This window comes from Ruminococcus turbiniformis (genome assembly GCF_020687545.1).
GTDB lineage: Bacteria > Bacillota > Clostridia > Lachnospirales > Lachnospiraceae > Mediterraneibacter > Mediterraneibacter turbiniformis.
In genome coordinates, this window is record NZ_JAJEQX010000013.1 from 48397 (window position 1) to 64269 (window position 15873).

At 51.2% G+C, this 15873-nt stretch carries 16 protein-coding genes; 4 read left to right on the forward strand and 12 right to left on the reverse strand.

The features are described 5' to 3' along the window. Nucleotides 1-20: 20 nt before the first annotated feature. The 9 genes from LKD70_RS08730 to LKD70_RS08770 form a co-directional block, all read right to left on the reverse strand. On the reverse strand, nucleotides 21-1160 hold the full coding sequence (locus LKD70_RS08730; RefSeq protein ID WP_227707641.1) for an ABC transporter permease: 1140 nt from the start codon (nucleotides 1158-1160) through the stop codon (nucleotides 21-23). 3 nt (nucleotides 1161-1163) lie between these two features. Then, complete coding sequence (locus LKD70_RS08735; RefSeq protein WP_227707642.1) at nucleotides 1164-2129, reverse strand: ABC transporter ATP-binding protein; 966 nt, start codon at nucleotides 2127-2129, stop codon at nucleotides 1164-1166. Next, nucleotides 2117-2884 carry a hypothetical protein gene (locus LKD70_RS08740; RefSeq protein ID WP_227707643.1) on the reverse strand — a complete coding sequence of 256 codons (768 nt, stop codon included), beginning with the start codon at nucleotides 2882-2884 and terminating at the stop codon, nucleotides 2117-2119. Before LKD70_RS08740 ends, LKD70_RS08735 begins: the two co-directional genes overlap by 13 nt. Beyond that, nucleotides 2869-3510 carry an RNA polymerase sigma factor gene (locus LKD70_RS08745; RefSeq protein ID WP_227707644.1) on the reverse strand — a complete coding sequence of 214 codons (642 nt, stop codon included), beginning with the start codon at nucleotides 3508-3510 and terminating at the stop codon, nucleotides 2869-2871. The genes LKD70_RS08740 and LKD70_RS08745 overlap by 16 nt, the downstream gene beginning before the upstream one ends. A gap of 239 nt (nucleotides 3511-3749) precedes the next feature. Next, a complete protein-coding gene (locus tag LKD70_RS08750) occupies nucleotides 3750-4475 on the reverse strand; it encodes a sodium ion-translocating decarboxylase subunit beta (RefSeq protein ID WP_227707645.1) in 726 nt (241 codons plus the stop codon). Next, nucleotides 4472-4816: a PadR family transcriptional regulator gene (locus tag LKD70_RS08755; protein ID WP_227707646.1), complete on the reverse strand. Its 345-nt coding sequence runs from the start codon at nucleotides 4814-4816 to the stop codon at nucleotides 4472-4474. The genes LKD70_RS08750 and LKD70_RS08755 overlap by 4 nt, the downstream gene beginning before the upstream one ends. A 269-nt stretch (nucleotides 4817-5085) precedes the next feature. Further along, nucleotides 5086-6087, reverse strand: a complete 1002-nt coding sequence (locus LKD70_RS08760; protein WP_227707647.1) for a DNA/RNA non-specific endonuclease — start codon at nucleotides 6085-6087, stop codon at nucleotides 5086-5088. A 937-nt stretch (nucleotides 6088-7024) separates the two neighbouring features. Next, nucleotides 7025-7165, reverse strand: coding sequence for a hypothetical protein (locus LKD70_RS08765; protein ID WP_227707648.1), 141 nt, complete (start codon nucleotides 7163-7165; stop codon nucleotides 7025-7027). A 140-nt stretch (nucleotides 7166-7305) separates the two neighbouring features. After that, nucleotides 7306-8091: a Uma2 family endonuclease gene (locus LKD70_RS08770; protein WP_227707649.1), complete on the reverse strand. Its 786-nt coding sequence runs from the start codon at nucleotides 8089-8091 to the stop codon at nucleotides 7306-7308. Between the two features lie 301 nt (nucleotides 8092-8392). Between LKD70_RS08770 and LKD70_RS08775 the strand changes: the two genes are divergently transcribed. The 4 genes from LKD70_RS08775 to LKD70_RS08790 all read left to right on the forward strand — a co-directional run bounded on the left by LKD70_RS08775 (nucleotide 8393) and on the right by LKD70_RS08790 (nucleotide 11905). Then, nucleotides 8393-9076 (forward strand): response regulator transcription factor, encoded by a 684-nt coding sequence (locus tag LKD70_RS08775; protein WP_227707650.1) that lies wholly within the window; start codon nucleotides 8393-8395, stop codon nucleotides 9074-9076. A gap of 135 nt (nucleotides 9077-9211) precedes the next feature. Then, complete coding sequence (locus LKD70_RS08780; RefSeq protein ID WP_227707651.1) at nucleotides 9212-10126, forward strand: ATP-binding cassette domain-containing protein; 915 nt, start codon at nucleotides 9212-9214, stop codon at nucleotides 10124-10126. Further along, nucleotides 10123-10965 (forward strand): ABC transporter permease subunit, encoded by an 843-nt coding sequence (locus LKD70_RS08785; protein WP_227707652.1) that lies wholly within the window; start codon nucleotides 10123-10125, stop codon nucleotides 10963-10965. The genes LKD70_RS08780 and LKD70_RS08785 overlap by 4 nt, the downstream gene beginning before the upstream one ends. A gap of 28 nt (nucleotides 10966-10993) precedes the next feature. Further along, nucleotides 10994-11905: a sensor histidine kinase gene (locus LKD70_RS08790; RefSeq protein WP_227707653.1), complete on the forward strand. Its 912-nt coding sequence runs from the start codon at nucleotides 10994-10996 to the stop codon at nucleotides 11903-11905. 74 nt (nucleotides 11906-11979) lie between these two features. Here the strand turns inward: LKD70_RS08790 and LKD70_RS08795 are convergent, their stop codons facing one another. From LKD70_RS08795 to LKD70_RS08805, 3 genes are all read right to left on the reverse strand, one after another. Continuing rightward, entirely contained in the window at nucleotides 11980-12714 is a 735-nt protein-coding gene (locus LKD70_RS08795) for a hypothetical protein (protein ID WP_227707654.1), read from the reverse strand. A gap of 184 nt (nucleotides 12715-12898) precedes the next feature. Further along, nucleotides 12899-14962 carry a DUF6449 domain-containing protein gene (locus LKD70_RS08800; RefSeq protein ID WP_227707655.1) on the reverse strand — a complete coding sequence of 688 codons (2064 nt, stop codon included), beginning with the start codon at nucleotides 14960-14962 and terminating at the stop codon, nucleotides 12899-12901. Then, entirely contained in the window at nucleotides 14937-15827 is an 891-nt protein-coding gene (locus tag LKD70_RS08805; RefSeq protein ID WP_227707656.1) for an ABC transporter ATP-binding protein, read from the reverse strand. Before LKD70_RS08805 ends, LKD70_RS08800 begins: the two co-directional genes overlap by 26 nt. Between the last annotated feature and the right edge of the window lie 46 nt (nucleotides 15828-15873).

A 15873-nucleotide genomic window follows, 5' to 3' on the forward strand; every position in this document is an offset into this window, starting at 1 on the left:
CGTCCAGTATATCATGACATTTAGTGACTGTCACTTGTTTCCGCGGGTTTAAGCGCGTTCCCTGTACAGAAAACCAACGTCCCTGCCGCAACAGCCAGAGGGATTGCCGGTGCCGGAAACAGTTCCTGGACAACCCCTGTCATGACAAGGAAAAGAGGTGTCCCCATCATCAGGAAATATCCGGCTCCGCCGAACATAATCCGGACAAGCAGAGGCGCCATCCACACAGCCCCGGCGACAGCAAACGCGTGAAAGGATGATTCAGAATGCGCAGAAATACAAAACGCGGCCGCACAGAGCACGAGCAGGGCGGCAAAACCCAGGATCATCGCCGCTGCCGTAAAATACCAGACAGGCTTCACTGTGACCGGATAGGCGGAATTGACCGCCCCTCCTGTCACCACTGTTCCCGTCATACATGCCGCGCCGTCAAAACCATACACAAACTTCACCGGGACAAAAGCAGCCGCGGCAAAAACAGCATATATAAATGCTGCCAGTGTAAAGGATGCAGCGATCTTCGCTCTCGTATCCGTCTCTTTTCCATTCCTGGCTGTAAAGAGAAGATCCGCCGTCCGTATCTGCCTCTCCTGCGCAAACACCGGCGAAATGCCGGTCAGGACCAGAATGCTGGCAAAGATCATCGCCATCTGGAACATATCCAGAAAAACCGTCCACCCTTTTGCATAGCCGAGCACAATGTTTCCGCCTGAAAGCGCTGCCGCCTGTCCGGGTTCCGATTCCGCCACAGGACGCAGCTTTGTCGATATTTTATAGTCGTTCCAATCTCTCATGTATCCGTTTCCGAGATATTCCGTCACAAAGCCGTTCAGATAATTCTCATCCCGGAACCCGCCGTAGTTTTCCTCCACAACAGAGGGAAAACCGTATTTTTCAATGATCCGCTCTGCCTTCTCATCTGTCAGTACCCCCGCGAACTCCTCCGTGATCCGGCGGTCTGTCTGCACCGCCTCATATCCGGTATACACTTTTCCGTTTACAGTCGACCTCTCATCCCCCAGATTTACAAAGAAAAAATACAGCATCAGAAGCGCCAGTCCGGCAGCCATGCTCAGGAGGAAGAATTTCCTGCAGCAAAGTTTGAAAAGCTCCATCCTGTATAACCGCACCCCATATAAATCCACACTGTCTAAATGCATCTGCTATTCCTCCCCTCCGCTCATATCGCCGCGCGTATCAGCACCTGTATCAGCACCAGTATCAGCGCGCATACTTCCGGCACTCCCGGCGCAGAGACTTTCTGTTACATTTCCCGTAAGGTAAAGATAGATATCCTCAAGCGCCGGCCCGGCCGGGGCAGCGTCCGGCGCCGGCTTCTGATCTGATACGATGCGCAGTTCCACTTCAGATCCCCGGTTTTTCAGATTGCTTACGATGTATTTTTCGCTTAATTTCTCCGCCGTTTCCCGCGGTACAATGCATATCCAGGCAATCTGTCCCGCAGCTGCGGCAAGTTCCTCCTGGCTTCCGCTGCAGATGATTTTCCCTTCTTTCATCATCAGGATCTGATCCGCGATATAGTCCACATCAGAGACGATATGGGTGGAAAGGAGCACTGTTCTTTCCTTCCCGAGCGAACTGATAATATTGCGGAAGCGCACTCTCTCCTTCGGATCAAGCCCTGCCGTGGGCTCATCCAGAATGAGTATTTCCGGATCGTTCAGAAGCGCCTGGGCGATTCCGAGCCGCCGGATCATCCCGCCGGAATACGTTTTCAGCTTCTGTTTTTTATACGGAGCAAGACCCACAATATCCAGCAGTTCTTCAATCTTCTGCTCTGCCCGTTTTTTCGGGAGCGCCTTCAGAGCCGCCATATACCGCAGGAAGCGGACAGCAGTAAAATCCCGGTAATATCCGAACTCCTGGGGCAGATAGCCAAGCAGGGCCCGGTACTCTTTTCCCAGTCTCCGGATACCGATACCGTCGCATCGCACCTCCCCTTTTGTGGGTTCCGCAATCCCGCTGATCATCCGCAGGAGCGTCGTTTTTCCGGCTCCGTTCTCCCCAAGCAGGCCGTATACGCCACTCTCAAAGCAGAAATCCACGCACTGCACCGCTGTCTTTTCCCGATATTTTTTCTCCAGGCCGATTAATTCTATTCTGTGCATAATATCTCTCCTTTTCCGATTTTGCGAAGCAGCAGACGGATCTGAAAAATAAGAATGATTCCTCCTGCCGCCGCGCCTGCTCCCCATGCAAAAGCCGCATACGCAGCATACATTTCCGGGACAAAAGATGCTCCAAACGCGCCTGCGGATGAGAGCATTCCCGCCGCGGTCACCGCATACGGTTTGTTCCGGAATTTTTCCATCAGCAGCGTCCCCATGCAGAGCACCGTGGAAAAGAGGAACGGGACTCCCGCATACATGCCCGTCTGCACAAACGGAAGTTCCCACTGTACCCCGGCGAAGAAAATGAGAAACAGAAGGAAGGTAAGATTTACCGCCCCAAGCAGCAGCATTTCCATACACGCGAGCTGCTTCGTGCTGAAATAACACGTATCGGACAATTCCGCCATTCCATCGGAAAACATACCGGACAGGACCAGTATCGAGACAGCTCCGGAAAATGCGGCTGCCGGCATAAGAAAACCGACAGCATCACCCGCAGACGCCCCATAATACCGCATTGCCATAAAAATAACCGCAAGCAGGAAATCAGCCGCGGTACCTGCCGCCCATATCCTTTTATCCATATAATACATGCAGTTTTGAACCACCTGTATCCTGCTGCCGCATATATCCGTACATCTGTCACGGGCTTCAAAGCGAAACAGCGCCTCCTTCGCCTCCCCCTTTCGCCTGCCGCTTACAGGGATCTCCCTGTCCGCCTGATCAAACATCAGTTTCAGTTCTTTTTCCACACGCTCTCACCTCCGCTTTTTCTCTTTGCCGTTCTCCCCTGTGCCTTTTTACCCTGATTCTGCCCGTCCTTTTTATTCGGCTCGTCTTTTTCCTTCTTTTCATTTCTGCCTTTTCCCGTCTCTTTCATTTCCGCTTTCATCCGTTCGATTCCCAGCCGGTACCGGGATTTCACCGTGGACAGACTGCATCCCGTCATATCGGAGATCTCTCTGAACTTCATGCCCTCCCGTACTCTTAGCACAATCACCTCCCGCTGCTCATAGGACAGCAGCCCGAGAAGTGTCTGCAGAAGGTAACGGGATTCCGCGTCTTCCATGACGTCGCGTTTATCCGGCAGCTCATCCGACAGACTGACAGCGCCCATTCTTTCTTTCCTCCTGAAATAGTCCCTGCACGCATTTCTCGCAATAATCAGAAGGTAGCCTTTCAGATTTCTCCAGGAGCAGGCATGGCTGTATCTGATAAATCGGAGAAATACCTCCTGTGAAATGTCGTACGAATCCGTCTCGCTGGAAGTCAGGTAAAAGCAGAACCGGTATATATCGTCATAATATTTTTCAATAACCGCGTTCATCGCGTCTTTGTTTCCCTCATGAATCCGGCGGAGCATTTCTCTGTCTGTCAAAGCTGTCCCCCCCTTTCCCGCCGCAGACAGGCAAACTTGATTTTCTGTCTGGTTTTTTCTGGTTTTTTCCTGTTTTTGCCACTCTGACAGAAATAACCTCCAAAAAGGCAAAAAAGTTCATCAAAAAATGAAAAAAGAGCAGAAACTTTGCTGAAAAACTTCTGCTCATATAACATCATCCGCAAGCTTTCACGGTTTGACCGGTATTCTCTTTAAAGCCATGTTCTTTCCCGAAGGGATTACCCGACGTCACATTCTTTTCCGCCGGGCCGGTCCTTCGGACGTCCCCGCCTCCACCACCTCACCGAGAGAATCAGCGTGATCAGATTCGCCGTCAGCCCCGGATCAATCTCCACCACAGTTGTTCCAACAGGGAATACCCAGGACAGATAAGGCGCTCCCAGCGTGAATACAAAAGGAATCAGATTCAGCACAAAACCTGCGGCAGACAGTGTGATACACTTCCGGTACTTCCGGCTCGCTGCTCTTCTCCCATATGATGCCAGGAAAAAAGCGGAAAGGCACGCGCACACAAGTCCCGCTGATGAGATCCAGTAGCCGGCAGTTCCGGTTCCGTGGTCTGTCAGAAAAATGGATGTAGGGCCATCCGCTCCGCCGATCACATTGGCAGCAGCCTCCTTAAGCTCCTTTTGCGCCATATATCCCTCCACTGCATATCCTACCGCACCTGCAAGAATCACTGCGGCGATAATGAGAAACAGATACCGGGCCGGGTTCTTTCTTACTGCAGATCCGGCAAATTCTCTGTTAAACCGCTCTGCAACTTCTTCCGGAGTCCCCATTTCCCCGAGGGCTTCGTCCACGGTCTGTCCGCTCTCCATCCTTGAATGAATCTCGGTTCCGATATCTCCGCTGATACGCACCTTCAGCTCCAGCGGCAGTTTTAGTTTCCACTCCAGACGGTTTACATATCTCTTTATCTTCTTCTGGTCTTCTGTCATCATGGCTCTTCCTCCCCGCATATACGCTCCACACATGTACTGAACCTGCTCCATATATCGCGATACTCCGCAAACAGCTTTCTGCCATCCTCTGTGATTCTGTAATATTTTTTCGGCACGGTACGCCCCTCTCCATTTTTCCACGAAGCCTCGATCAGACCTCCGTCTTCCAGGCGGTAGAGAACAGGATAAAGTGTCCCTTCCTTCAGATCAAAAAAACCGTCCCCTCTTTTCTCCAGCTCCTGAAGGAGCTCGTAGCCGTAAGTATCTTTTTCTGAGATAAGTTTTAATACGATCATATCCAGCACGCCTTTTTTCATCTGCTGTGCAAAACGATTGTCCAATCGATCACCTCCCTGAATTTAACGCCGGTGCACAAAGGACAATACACTCCAAACCGCACCATATGGCATCGATTATTTCAATTCTATATATTTAGTATTGCTAAATATTATATATACATAAATCAATTGAAATGTCAATAAAAAAGACAAAATGCAGCGGCATACTTTTCTGTAAATCTTTCTGCCGCCGGCCATTTTGTCTCTTCTCCGAGTTTCTTTTCACAAACTGCCTGCTTATCTCTTTTTATTTCTGTTTTATTCCCGTTCCCTCACGGCTTGCATCTCCCGCACGGTTCATATCCTTCTCCGATCAGTTTCTCCCTTGTTCCGATGTATTCCTTCTTATTTTTCTCCTTGATATCTTCCACACCGGAGCACTCGGGATAATGGAACTTTCCCGTATTTTCATTTATGACGTACTGCCGCTCCTCTGTGCCTCCATCTGCGGATGCAGAATCTTCCGTGTTATCCGCTTCTCCCGTAACGGAGGAAGCGGCGGTTTCTTCTGTCATCTGTATATCGTTATCGCCGCTCTCCCAGTTCTCTCCCGTCGCATAATCGATCGTGATCTGCGGCTGTACGTTATAGATATATACGTTAAAACAGACGCCCTCGCCTTCGTCCTCCACGGACTCCGCCTCCATCTGCACGCCGGACGCCACCAGATCTTCTTCGATAAATATGGGCGTCACACGGTATATCACATGGTTTTCTGTCTCATGCACATATTCCGCCACCATATCCTCAAAGGGAAGCATCCCCTCCACATTCATATAGCGCGTCCCGGTAATGAGATTCTCCTCATTTGCGTTCTCGCCGGTGAGCTGATAACCAATCAGATGGCACCGGTTGTAGAGATACCCTCCGTCTACAATATCATACTGCTCATTCTCCCATCCCGTCGGCGTCACATCGCTGATGCTCTCCCGCTCTTCTGTGGGCATTGTCTCCTCGCCGACGCATGCCTGCGCGGTTCCGCACCGTCCCAGTTCATCCAGTTCGCTGTACTCCTCATAGGCAACCGTAGTCAGGTCATCCTCTGTAAAGTCCGGCTGGTTGCCGTTGATCTCCACATAGGGTTCCCCGCTGTACTCCGGCACCTCCTCTATGGTGGATACAGACTGTACTTCCTCTGTCTGCACCCGGTTCTGCTCCGTCTCCTCCCCGGACAGCACCGGAAAGCCGGTATCTCCGGCCGCCGAGCAGGCCGTCATTGTGACCGAAAAAAGGAACGCAAGGGCGAGCAGGCGCAGTCTCAGTTTCTCTTTCATATGCTTATACTCCCTTCTGAAAAAATATTTCCCCTTCTGTTTACTATACCACGGATCTGAAAGGGCTGCCAGTACAGTGAAAAAATGACCAGCTATAAAGTTCACTAACTTCCCTGTGTAAAAACGTCCGAAAACAGGGGCTATTCTTAAGACGTATTCTGCGGGGATGGAGGACGGCTCTGGATTCCGCTCCAGGGATATAAGTGAAACTAAGAGTTCCAGCGATGGACTAAATGCAAGGACAGCCGGGGCTTAACTCGCTGACGCTCAAACAAGCGCCCCGCCTGCCCTAACGTCCCTCACTGGAACTCTAAGTTTCACTAATACCCTTCCGAAGTCATCCGCCGCCATCCTCCATCCCCGCAGGATTTTTCTTGAAATGGGGCTGTTTTCTGGGCTTTCCAAGCCGGAAGTTAATGAATATATAGCTGTCACAAAAAGTAGGCGCGGACGGAAGGTTCTTCGGATTCGAGAGTCTTCAAGCCGCGCTGATTACGCTTTACAGACTATTTAGACAGTAACATTTCCGACAGGAAATGCGCAGGAAGCGGAGCGGACGATTTGAGTATACTTTCTGGGGGAAGGAGACAGCCGGGAGATGTGACTTTGGAGGAATCCGTTGAAAATCTTAAGGGCGGAGAGATGTTGTTAATCGGCGCGCAGGGATTGTTTGAACGGAGTGAGTTGCCCTGTGCGTCGATTTGCTTTTAAACATCTCTTCGGCCTGTTAGATTTTCCGGATTCTGGAACGGAGCATCGCACGGCTGTCCCCTTTTCACAGAATATGTATTGGGGCACTTCCGCTCCGCTTCCGGACGTATTTGGCAAGAAATATTATTGTGCTAAATAGCTGGACTGTGTCAAAAAACAGCACCAGTATGCATACGGAGGGCTCACTCTAATGCACACTGATGCTGTTACTGCAGAAATTATTTTTTTATCTCCGGTTCCGTTCCTGTACAGGCACTCTTACCGGAACCGGCTCCGGGATCAGTCCCGGAACAAGTCCGTTCAGGATCTCTTTCAGTTTCTTTCCAATCGTGCTGTTTAATAATTTATAATAAAGTTCTAATGACATATACCCAACCTCCTGTTGAATGAATCATCTTTCAAGTTCCATGATTGCATTCTACCAGAAGAATTGTGTTTTGTCAGTGATTTTATCACTAATTTTAGAATTGTTTATACTTCTTTAATTATGGTGAAAATTCTGTGTTCTCATGATTTCCTCTCGTAGAGGAACTTTACATGCTCGTACACCTTAGCGAAATCCACCTCGCACTCCCCGTTCCATATCCTTACCGGAACCTTTGCGTCAAACCCGTAGATCACCGGATACTCTTCATTTTCAAAGTCGTACACGATCACTTTTTTCATGTCCGGATCAATCATCCAGTATTCCCGCACCCCCGCGTTCAGATACTTGTTCAGCTTGATCACGGAATCCTTCTTCTTCGTCGATTTGGACAATACTTCAATGATAAAATCCGGCGCGCCGTACACACAGCGGCTGATCACCTTGCTCCTGTCACAGACAATCATCACGTCCGGCTCCACCATCGTCTTTTCGTCACAGTCAAGCTGCACGTCTGTCGGAGCGATCAGCGGAAGGCACTCGCCGTCTTTTCCAAGTACGTGGTGAAGCAAAATGCTGTAAACATATCCGGTGATCAGCTGGTGGACAGACAGCGGTGCAGTCATGTTGTAGATTACCCCGTCGATCAGTTCCACCCGCATGTCATCCGGTATCACGTGGTAGTAGTCGTCCAGTGTATACTCCCCCTGCTTTTTCGTCATATAGGCTTTCGGCGACTCGCGGATCACCATGCCCCCGTGATCCTCCAGCACCTGCTCCAGAGCCATCAGCGTCTCATATCTGGGCGTCAGGGTGATCCCGCCGAGGACCTTCTGCACAGTCCCGAGGGGGACGCCCGACAACTCCGCGATCTGTGCGTTTGTATAGCCCAGTTCTTTTTTCCGTTCCTGCATCTCCTTCACTGTCATGGCTGTTCCTCCTTCTGTTTCTCCTTCTGTTTCTCTCTGTTCTGACCATATCATGTTGCTATCCGATTTTCAACCATTTTCTGCGCAAAAGTATCCATAAATTATCCATTTTGATAAATATGGCCTTATTTTGGATATTTCCAGCACAAGAGAAACAGATCCATGCCCTGCTTTACTTTTCCTGCCATCCTGTCTATAATACACACATGCGCTGCTGCGCGGATAAAATGCGTAACCGTTCAGCCCGCGCCATTCGCAAAGCCGCACTGCTGCTAAAATATGGATAACGGAGGGAAATGATTTGTACACAATTCTCATTGTTGACGACGACGTATATATCGGCGATATGCTGGAGGAAATTCTGGCAGGGGAGGGCTATAAAACCGCGCGGGCGTACTCCGGAACCGAGGCTCTTATGTATCTGTCCTCTTCCCGCCCGGACCTGGTTCTCCTCGACCTGATGCTCCCGGGCTTAAGCGGCGAGGAACTGCTTCCCCTGATCAAAGGCATTCCCGTGATCGTTGTAAGCGCCCGGGCGGAAACATCCGACAAGGTAGATCTGCTCCTGGGCGGCGCGTCAGATTATGTCACAAAGCCTTTTGACACTGCGGAACTGCTTGCCCGGATCGCCGTACAGCTCCGGAAAGGTGTCTCCTCCGACAGCGGCAGTGTGCTGGCCTTCCATTCCCTACGGCTGAATACAGACTCCCGTGAGGTCACGGTATCCGGTGCTCCGGTGCGGCTGACCCAGACAGAATACGCCATCCTGAAGCTTCTGATGCGCAATCCGTCCCAGGTCATCACCAAGTCTCTTATGCTGGAGCGAATCAGCGAAGACACTCCCGACTGCACGGAAAACTCCCTGAAAGTCCATATCAGCAATCTGCGCAGGAAACTGAAATCTGTCGATGGAAACGATTATATCGAAGCCGTCTGGGGAATCGGCTTCAAACTGAATGAGGAGATCGTTACCGGGGAATCTTAACTGATTCTTTACTCTTTTCTTTACCGCTCTCTTAACCGGTGTCTGCCAGAATGACCATAACAGTTCGGATCTATCATTGTCATGCTGCTCTCTGCCTGACGCAAACCGGACTGAATACTTCAAGGAGGAACACCAATGGAATACATTCTTACAGCAGAATCACTGAACAAGCATTATAAGAATTTCAAGGCGCTTCAGGATTTTTCCATCCATGTGCCCAAAGGCGCCATCTATGGATTCGTCGGGAAGAACGGAGCGGGCAAGACGACTCTGATCCGTCTGATCTGCGGGCTTCAGAGACCGACATCCGGCACTTACCGCCTGTACGGCGTGCCGAATACAGACGCGGGCATCGCAAAATGCCGCCGCAGGATGGGTGCGGTCGTAGAGACTCCTTCCATCTATCTCGATATGACGGCAGAAGAGAATCTGAAGGAACAGTTCCGGATCATCGGACTTCCTTCCTTTGACGATGTTCCGGATCTTCTGGCACTCGTAGGGCTGAAAAACACAGGGAAAAAGAAAGCGAAACATTTCTCCCTCGGTATGAAGCAGCGCCTCGGGATCGCTGTCGCCCTGGCAGGCCGTCCGGATTTTCTCATCCTCGATGAACCTGTCAACGGCCTTGACCCCCAGGGAATCATCGAGATGCGCGAACTGATCCTGAAGCTGAACCGGGAACAGGGGATCACATTTCTCATTTCCAGTCATATCCTGGATGAGCTTTCCCGGCTCGCCACCCATTACGGCTTCATCGACAGCGGTCATATGATAAAGGAGCTGAGCGCGGAAGAACTGGACGCAGCATGCCGCAAATGCATCCGCGTGCAGGTGTCTGACGTGCGGGCTCTCGCAAGAGTACTAGACGGGATGGACATTTCCTATACCATACTCTCCGACACGATGGCGGACATATTCGGAAAAGTCAATATATCTGACCTCGCCCTCGCTCTTTCCGAAGACGGGTGCGATATTCTCTCCATAAACGAAAGGGAGGAGAGTCTTGAAAGCTATTATGTCAATCTGATCGGAGGAGGGAAAGAAAGATGAACAGACTGTTATCCGCAGATTTCGCGAAATTAAGGAAATACAAATTTTTTTGGTTCAGCACCGCAGGCATGTTTCTGTTTGGCATATTTATGGTGAGCATGTCCTATATCGCCTTGATCGAGTACGGGGAAAAACCGGATCTTTCCAATACCCTGTTTATCTATGCGCTCACTGTGGTGTTTATCATACCGGCCTTTGTCAGCCTCTTCATCGGGACAGAGTACAGCGACGGCACAATCCGGAATAAGATGATTATCGGGCATACCCGCACAGCGATTTATCTGTCTAACCTGATCGTCTGCTCTACAGCCGGGCTTGTCTTCTGCATTGCTTATCTTGCAGGAGCTCTCGCTGTCGGCATCCCGCTCTGCGGCCTGGAAGATGGAGCACTCCGGGGCATTGTGATTCTGGTTCTGTGCAGCTTTCTCATGTCGTTTGCCTTCACATCCCTGTGTACACTGACCGGAATACTCTGCCAGAACAAGGCACTGGCTGCCGTAATCAACATTCTCGCGGCCTGTTTTCTCATTGTCATGTCGATCTACGTCTTCTCCAAGCTGGAGGAGCCCGAGACATACATGACTGCAAACATCATCACAACAGAAGAAGGGGAAATACGCGAAATGCAGGAAGTAGACAATCCCGGCTATCTTAAGGGAACCGAGCGGGATATCTACCAGTTTTTCAACGATTTTCTCCCGACCGGCCAGGCGGTGAACATCACCCAGGGCGGCGGTCTGGCTGAGAAACCCGAATTTCTTGCAGCATCATCTGTATTCATCACTGCCGCGGCGGCCGGAATCGGCATCTTCGTGTTCCGCCGCAGGGACGTAAAATAATATCAAACAAAACCGGAGGAATAAAAATATGGTATTCTGGCTCTGCTGCCTGACCGGCGCGCTTACACTCATCATTTTCTTTCTGTGCGTAAAGATCTTCATGCTCAGAAAATCTGCCGACGAAATCGCTGAGGGATTTGCCGTCAGAACAAAGTCAGACACCAATACACTGATCGATATATCAAGTCGGGATTCTCATATGAGAAATCTTGCAATTACCATTAATAAAGAGCTAAAGAAACTTCAAAGTGACAGAAACAGATACCAGCAGGGCGATCTCGAGCTGAAAAACTCCATCACCGGCATCTCCCATGACCTGCGCACGCCGCTGACAGCGATCTGCGGCTATCTTGACCTTCTCGACCGGGAGGAGAAATCAGAAAACGCGGCCCGGTATTTAAAGATTATCCGGGGCCGTACAGAGATCATGCGTCAGCTCACTGAGGAGCTTTTCCGCTATTCTGTATTTACCACTGTATCAGGCGGTACCCCGGATGAACCGGTTCTCTTAAACCGGGCTCTTGAAGACAGTCTCTCGGCTATGTATGCTTCCCTGAAACACCGGAACATTTCTCCTGAGATCTCCATTCCGGATAAGCCGGTCAGCCGGATGCTCAACCGCAACGCCCTCTCTCGCATCTTCGGAAACATCATAAGCAACGCCCTCAAATATAGCGACGGTGACCTCCGGGTCACGCTGACTGAGCAGGGAGAGATCTGCTTCTCCAACCACGCTTCCCGACTTGACGAGGTCAGTGTCGGGCGGCTTTTCGACCGTTTCTACACTGTTGAAACAGCCTCCTCGGAGTCCACCGGACTGGGACTCTCCATCGCAAGAGCTCTGACCGAGCAGATGGGCGGAACGATTGCAGCAGAGTATACAGATGAAACTCTCTGGATTTCTATCGTCTTTCCCGAGCAGCGCTCTCAACCTTTCTGAGCAGCACTCTCACACTCTCTGAGCGGCGCCCCTCACTCGCTGAGCGGCGTCCCCTCACTCGCTGAGCGGCACTCTTAATTTTCCTGGCCGACACTTTCAATAAGCATCCCGTCCAGACTGTCCATGTCCTCCCTGTCAATCAGGAACTCCCGGAATCCTTCTTTTGTGACATGAAGCGTGATTTCCTGCGCCTCGCCGTAGAGCATTCCGGCATCTGCCTGATCTTTCAGCACATTGTAATAAATCTGGTAAATCTCATTTCGCATTTCCTCGTCAGATGGCATCTCCCCTCCCTGCATAACGCTCTCTGTCACCTGATCCGCATAGTCCTGGGCCATCAGCTGAAAAGAGGCGTATGTATCCGGAAAGAGGGTGATCGGTTTGACTTTGACTTCCACCGCATAAGTCCCGTCCTCCTGACGAACCGGCTCTCCTACCGTATAGCTTACCCGTTTCGCGATCTCTCCGAAAAGTTCCCGGTACTCCGGCTGCATCTTCTCCGGCATGTCGGAAGCCTCAAATCCCTCCATCGTCGCATCCAGGTTGTCTTCAAACACGCTCCCCGCTGCCTCCTCTGTCGCCCCGGTAATCTCCATATAAAGAGCAGTCTCATCTTTATATGACACATCGAGCATCGCTTTTACATACTCTCCTGCATCGAACCGGTCCAGATAGAGATACACTCCGACAGCAGCGCACAGCGCAATAACAGCCAGAACCGCCGCGGTTATGATCCACTTTCTCTGTCTCGATGCAAGTTCTGCCACGGCTTCCTTCATTGATCTTCCTGTTTTTCCCATTTCTTCCATTTTTGATTTTCCTCCTTTCCGGGCGCGTCCCGTTTGCAGCATCCCGGGATAATACACGGCTTCCGGGGTGTCAGGCAGGCCCGGACTTATAAGCGCCGCCTGTACAAAAATACCGCGCCATACTGTAATCTGCCACAGTATAGCACGGTATTCCTACAAAAAAGGAAGAATCCTGTCGTCTCCGTTATTCTCTTTTCATCACACAGTCTACCCTGATCAGGGAATTTGTCTCCTCGTCCGTCACCACAGCTTCCACATCGCCTGTGTGTTCCAGCGGACAGAGCAGCGGCTGAATGTCAAGCTCATCCGGCACAAGCTTCTGCGCCAGCTCCGCGATCTCGTCGGTCTTGTCGTAGACAGACAGATGCACTCCGCCCGACACATTCGCAGGCACCGGCGTGCTTTCCAGCACTTCCACCGAATCGATCGTGTAATCCGCCAGTGCATTTCCCGTATCCGTTCCATACCTCTCGAGCAGTCCGCATGTCTTTTCAAAAAACGGGTACACGGGAAGATCCGACGCACTGCCGTCTGTGGATGACCGGATTCTCACAAACCCGCAGGGAAGGACCGCCGACAGCTCCTCCATCTCAAGAGAGGAAATGTCCTCTCTCCAGGCTTCAAGAAGCGCCTCTTTCTCATCCGCATTCAGTGGAAGGTCCCTGTCCTTTACTCCGTCTCTCCACGTGAACCGGTCTTCCGATACATCGGAAAGCTTCACCGCCGGATACGCTGCCGTCTTGTATTCTTCCGTATTATACACCGCCGAGAAAGCCGCCAGCTGCGTTTCCGTCACCGGGTAAGATCTGTAGCGGCATGTTCCGTTCTCCATCCGGTAACAGACAGTCGCGCGGGTAATTTCTGCCGAAGTTTCCTCCGACTGTGTTTCTGAGGTCTGCACTTCCTCAGGCTGCATTCCTGTCGTCTCCATTCCTGCAGTCTGCACATCACCGCTGCCTCTGACCACGTCTTCCAGCCACCCGAGAAGCGCGGCCTTTCCTTCTCCACTCAGTTCATACTGCGCAAGCTGCCCGTCGATAACATAAGTATCCCCGTACACCGCTTCTCTGTATGTATCGTAGTTCATGTCAAGCCCGTTGATACTGATTCCCACGGCCTGAGCATCCTCCGGAAACCAGCCGTCATAGGCAGGCGCTCCGACCGCAAACGCTGCACCCGCACATACTGCCGCTGCCCCGGTGCCCGCAAGCTGCCATCTTCTCCGCATCAGTTTCGCACCCGGCTTTTTCAGAATCCCTTCCATCAGACAGTGGACTCCAACACAGACGGCGGCAGCCCCGGCTGCAGACATTGCAGCGGTTCCCGGACGGTTTCCGGCGCCCGCAGTCCCCGTGAGCAGTTCCGTAAAAAAAGAAAACACAAGGATTCCGCACAGAAAGGTTACCCACGTCTCAACCACCCGTTCCGCAGGAAGAAGGACGAACGCCCGTCCGACTCTCTCTGTCTGACGCGCCTTCTGTGCGAAAGCAAACACGGCAAACAGCGCGAGAATCCATACAAAAACTGCAAGAATCAGACTGATATCCGGCGAAAATGCAAGAATATTCGGTTTCAGATACAGTTCCCTGCCAAACAGTCCTGAGGCCAGGTCCAGCGGTGAAAGTACAGAATTCAGCAGCTCTGTCAACGGAATTCTGTAATAAGCATCAAAATAGTTTTCCGAAAGTGGTATACACGCGCCCTGGATCAAAAGTGGGAACCCTGCCGTCAGCACCGCTCCCGCAAGCACGGCAGAGACAATATTTCCGCACACCGTAAGTGATGCAATCCCGATATGATAGAACAAGAAAAACACTGCAGCACAGACAAATATGCTCTTCCCCGTGTAGCTTCCTGTGTAAGGATCAAATGACGTGTCAATCGACGCCTGATATATTCCGCACGCAGCCATAACCAGAACTGCCGGAACCGCCCCGTGGATGATTCCGTGCACATATCTGCTCCAGAATATCGTCTTCCTGCTGACCGGAAGACTGTAATAGAAATCCAGCTTCGCCGGCTGCAGCAGGTAGAAGAACTCCAGAAGCGCCATGACAATTCCAAGCGCCGCACATCCGCGCCACAGCTCAACGCTTCCAATTCCAAAAAAGGTGTTTTCCGTATCAAAGCTAAGCCGGGTCAGAGAGAGAATACCGTACAGCACCGCAGTTCCCCATCCCGCACATGCCGCCAGATGGCCCCTGCCCGACTCGCGCACCCAGCTAATGAAGCACTTTGCGGATGTCATATCCCTTCACCTCCATTTCGGCAATAAAGATCTCCTCCAGGCTCATGGGAACCTCTGCCACAAACACGGGACGTCTCTTGTAAAGCTCTGTCCGGATCTCTTCTCTGTCTCCGCGGACGATCAGAGTCACAAAATTAACATCTGTATGGCATCTGACAACATCCAGCTCTTTCTCCAGGCCGACCCGGTCGTCCGCATCGTGAAACACACACTGAAACTTCCATATATTTTCCGCCTTCATGCGCATATCTCCTGCTGTCACCACACCGCCCTTGTGAAGAATCGCGATATTGTCGCAGATATCCTCAAGTTCAGGCAGCCTGTGCGAAGCTACAACAGCCGTGAACTTCCTCTCCCTCATCTCCTGGCGGAACAGATTTTTCATCACTTCCGACGCGATCGGATCCAGCCCGTCAAACACCTCGTCGCAGAGAAGATATTTCGTCCGCGCACAGAGCGCCAGGATAAGAAACGCCTGGCGCTTCATCCCTTTTGAAAACGTACGGATCGGCTGTCTCATATCCAGATTCAGCGATTCTGCCATGTAGCGAACCCCTTCTGTATCCATCTCCCTGTACTGTCTCCCGTAAAATCCGGCCATCTGTTCTATTGTTGCGTTTGGAAAGTAGTATGGAGTATCCGGCAGGTAAAAGACTTTTTCTGATGCTCCCGCAGGTTCACCGTCCACCAGGATCTCCCCGGAATCCGCTTCAAGGATTCCCGCTGTGAGACGGAGCAGCGTCGTCTTTCCGGCTCCGTTTGTCCCCAGAAGTCCGAACAGGATTCCCTCAGGAATCTCAAGTGAAATGTGATCCGCAGCGCAGGTATCGTCAAATGTCTTCACCAGATCGCTTATCCGTATCATTTAACATCTCCTTAATTTATTTAATATTTTTGTAATATATCATAAC

Bases quoted from the DNA above. Each gene is read 5' to 3' on its own strand.
- LKD70_RS08760 (WP_227707647.1), bottom strand. From the start codon at position 6,087: ATGAAAGAGAAACTGAGACTGCGCCTGCTCGCCCTTGCGTTCCTTTTT.
- LKD70_RS08780 (WP_227707651.1), top strand. From the start codon at position 9,212: ATGGAATACATTCTTACAGCAGAATCACTGAACAAGCATTATAAGAAT.
- LKD70_RS08735 (WP_227707642.1), bottom strand. From the start codon at position 2,129: ATGCACAGAATAGAATTAATCGGCCTGGAGAAAAAATATCGGGAAAAG.
- LKD70_RS08800 (WP_227707655.1), bottom strand. From the start codon at position 14,962: ATGACATCCGCAAAGTGCTTCATTAGCTGGGTGCGCGAGTCGGGCAGG.
- LKD70_RS08765 (WP_227707648.1), bottom strand. From the start codon at position 7,165: ATGTCATTAGAACTTTATTATAAATTATTAAACAGCACGATTGGAAAG.
- LKD70_RS08785 (WP_227707652.1), top strand. From the start codon at position 10,123: ATGAACAGACTGTTATCCGCAGATTTCGCGAAATTAAGGAAATACAAA.
- LKD70_RS08770 (WP_227707649.1), bottom strand. From the start codon at position 8,091: ATGACAGTGAAGGAGATGCAGGAACGGAAAAAAGAACTGGGCTATACA.
- LKD70_RS08805 (WP_227707656.1), bottom strand. From the start codon at position 15,827: ATGATACGGATAAGCGATCTGGTGAAGACATTTGACGATACCTGCGCT.
- LKD70_RS08795 (WP_227707654.1), bottom strand. From the start codon at position 12,714: ATGGAAGAAATGGGAAAAACAGGAAGATCAATGAAGGAAGCCGTGGCA.
- LKD70_RS08730 (WP_227707641.1), bottom strand. From the start codon at position 1,160: ATGCATTTAGACAGTGTGGATTTATATGGGGTGCGGTTATACAGGATG.
- LKD70_RS08790 (WP_227707653.1), top strand. From the start codon at position 10,994: ATGGTATTCTGGCTCTGCTGCCTGACCGGCGCGCTTACACTCATCATT.
- LKD70_RS08750 (WP_227707645.1), bottom strand. From the start codon at position 4,475: ATGATGACAGAAGACCAGAAGAAGATAAAGAGATATGTAAACCGTCTG.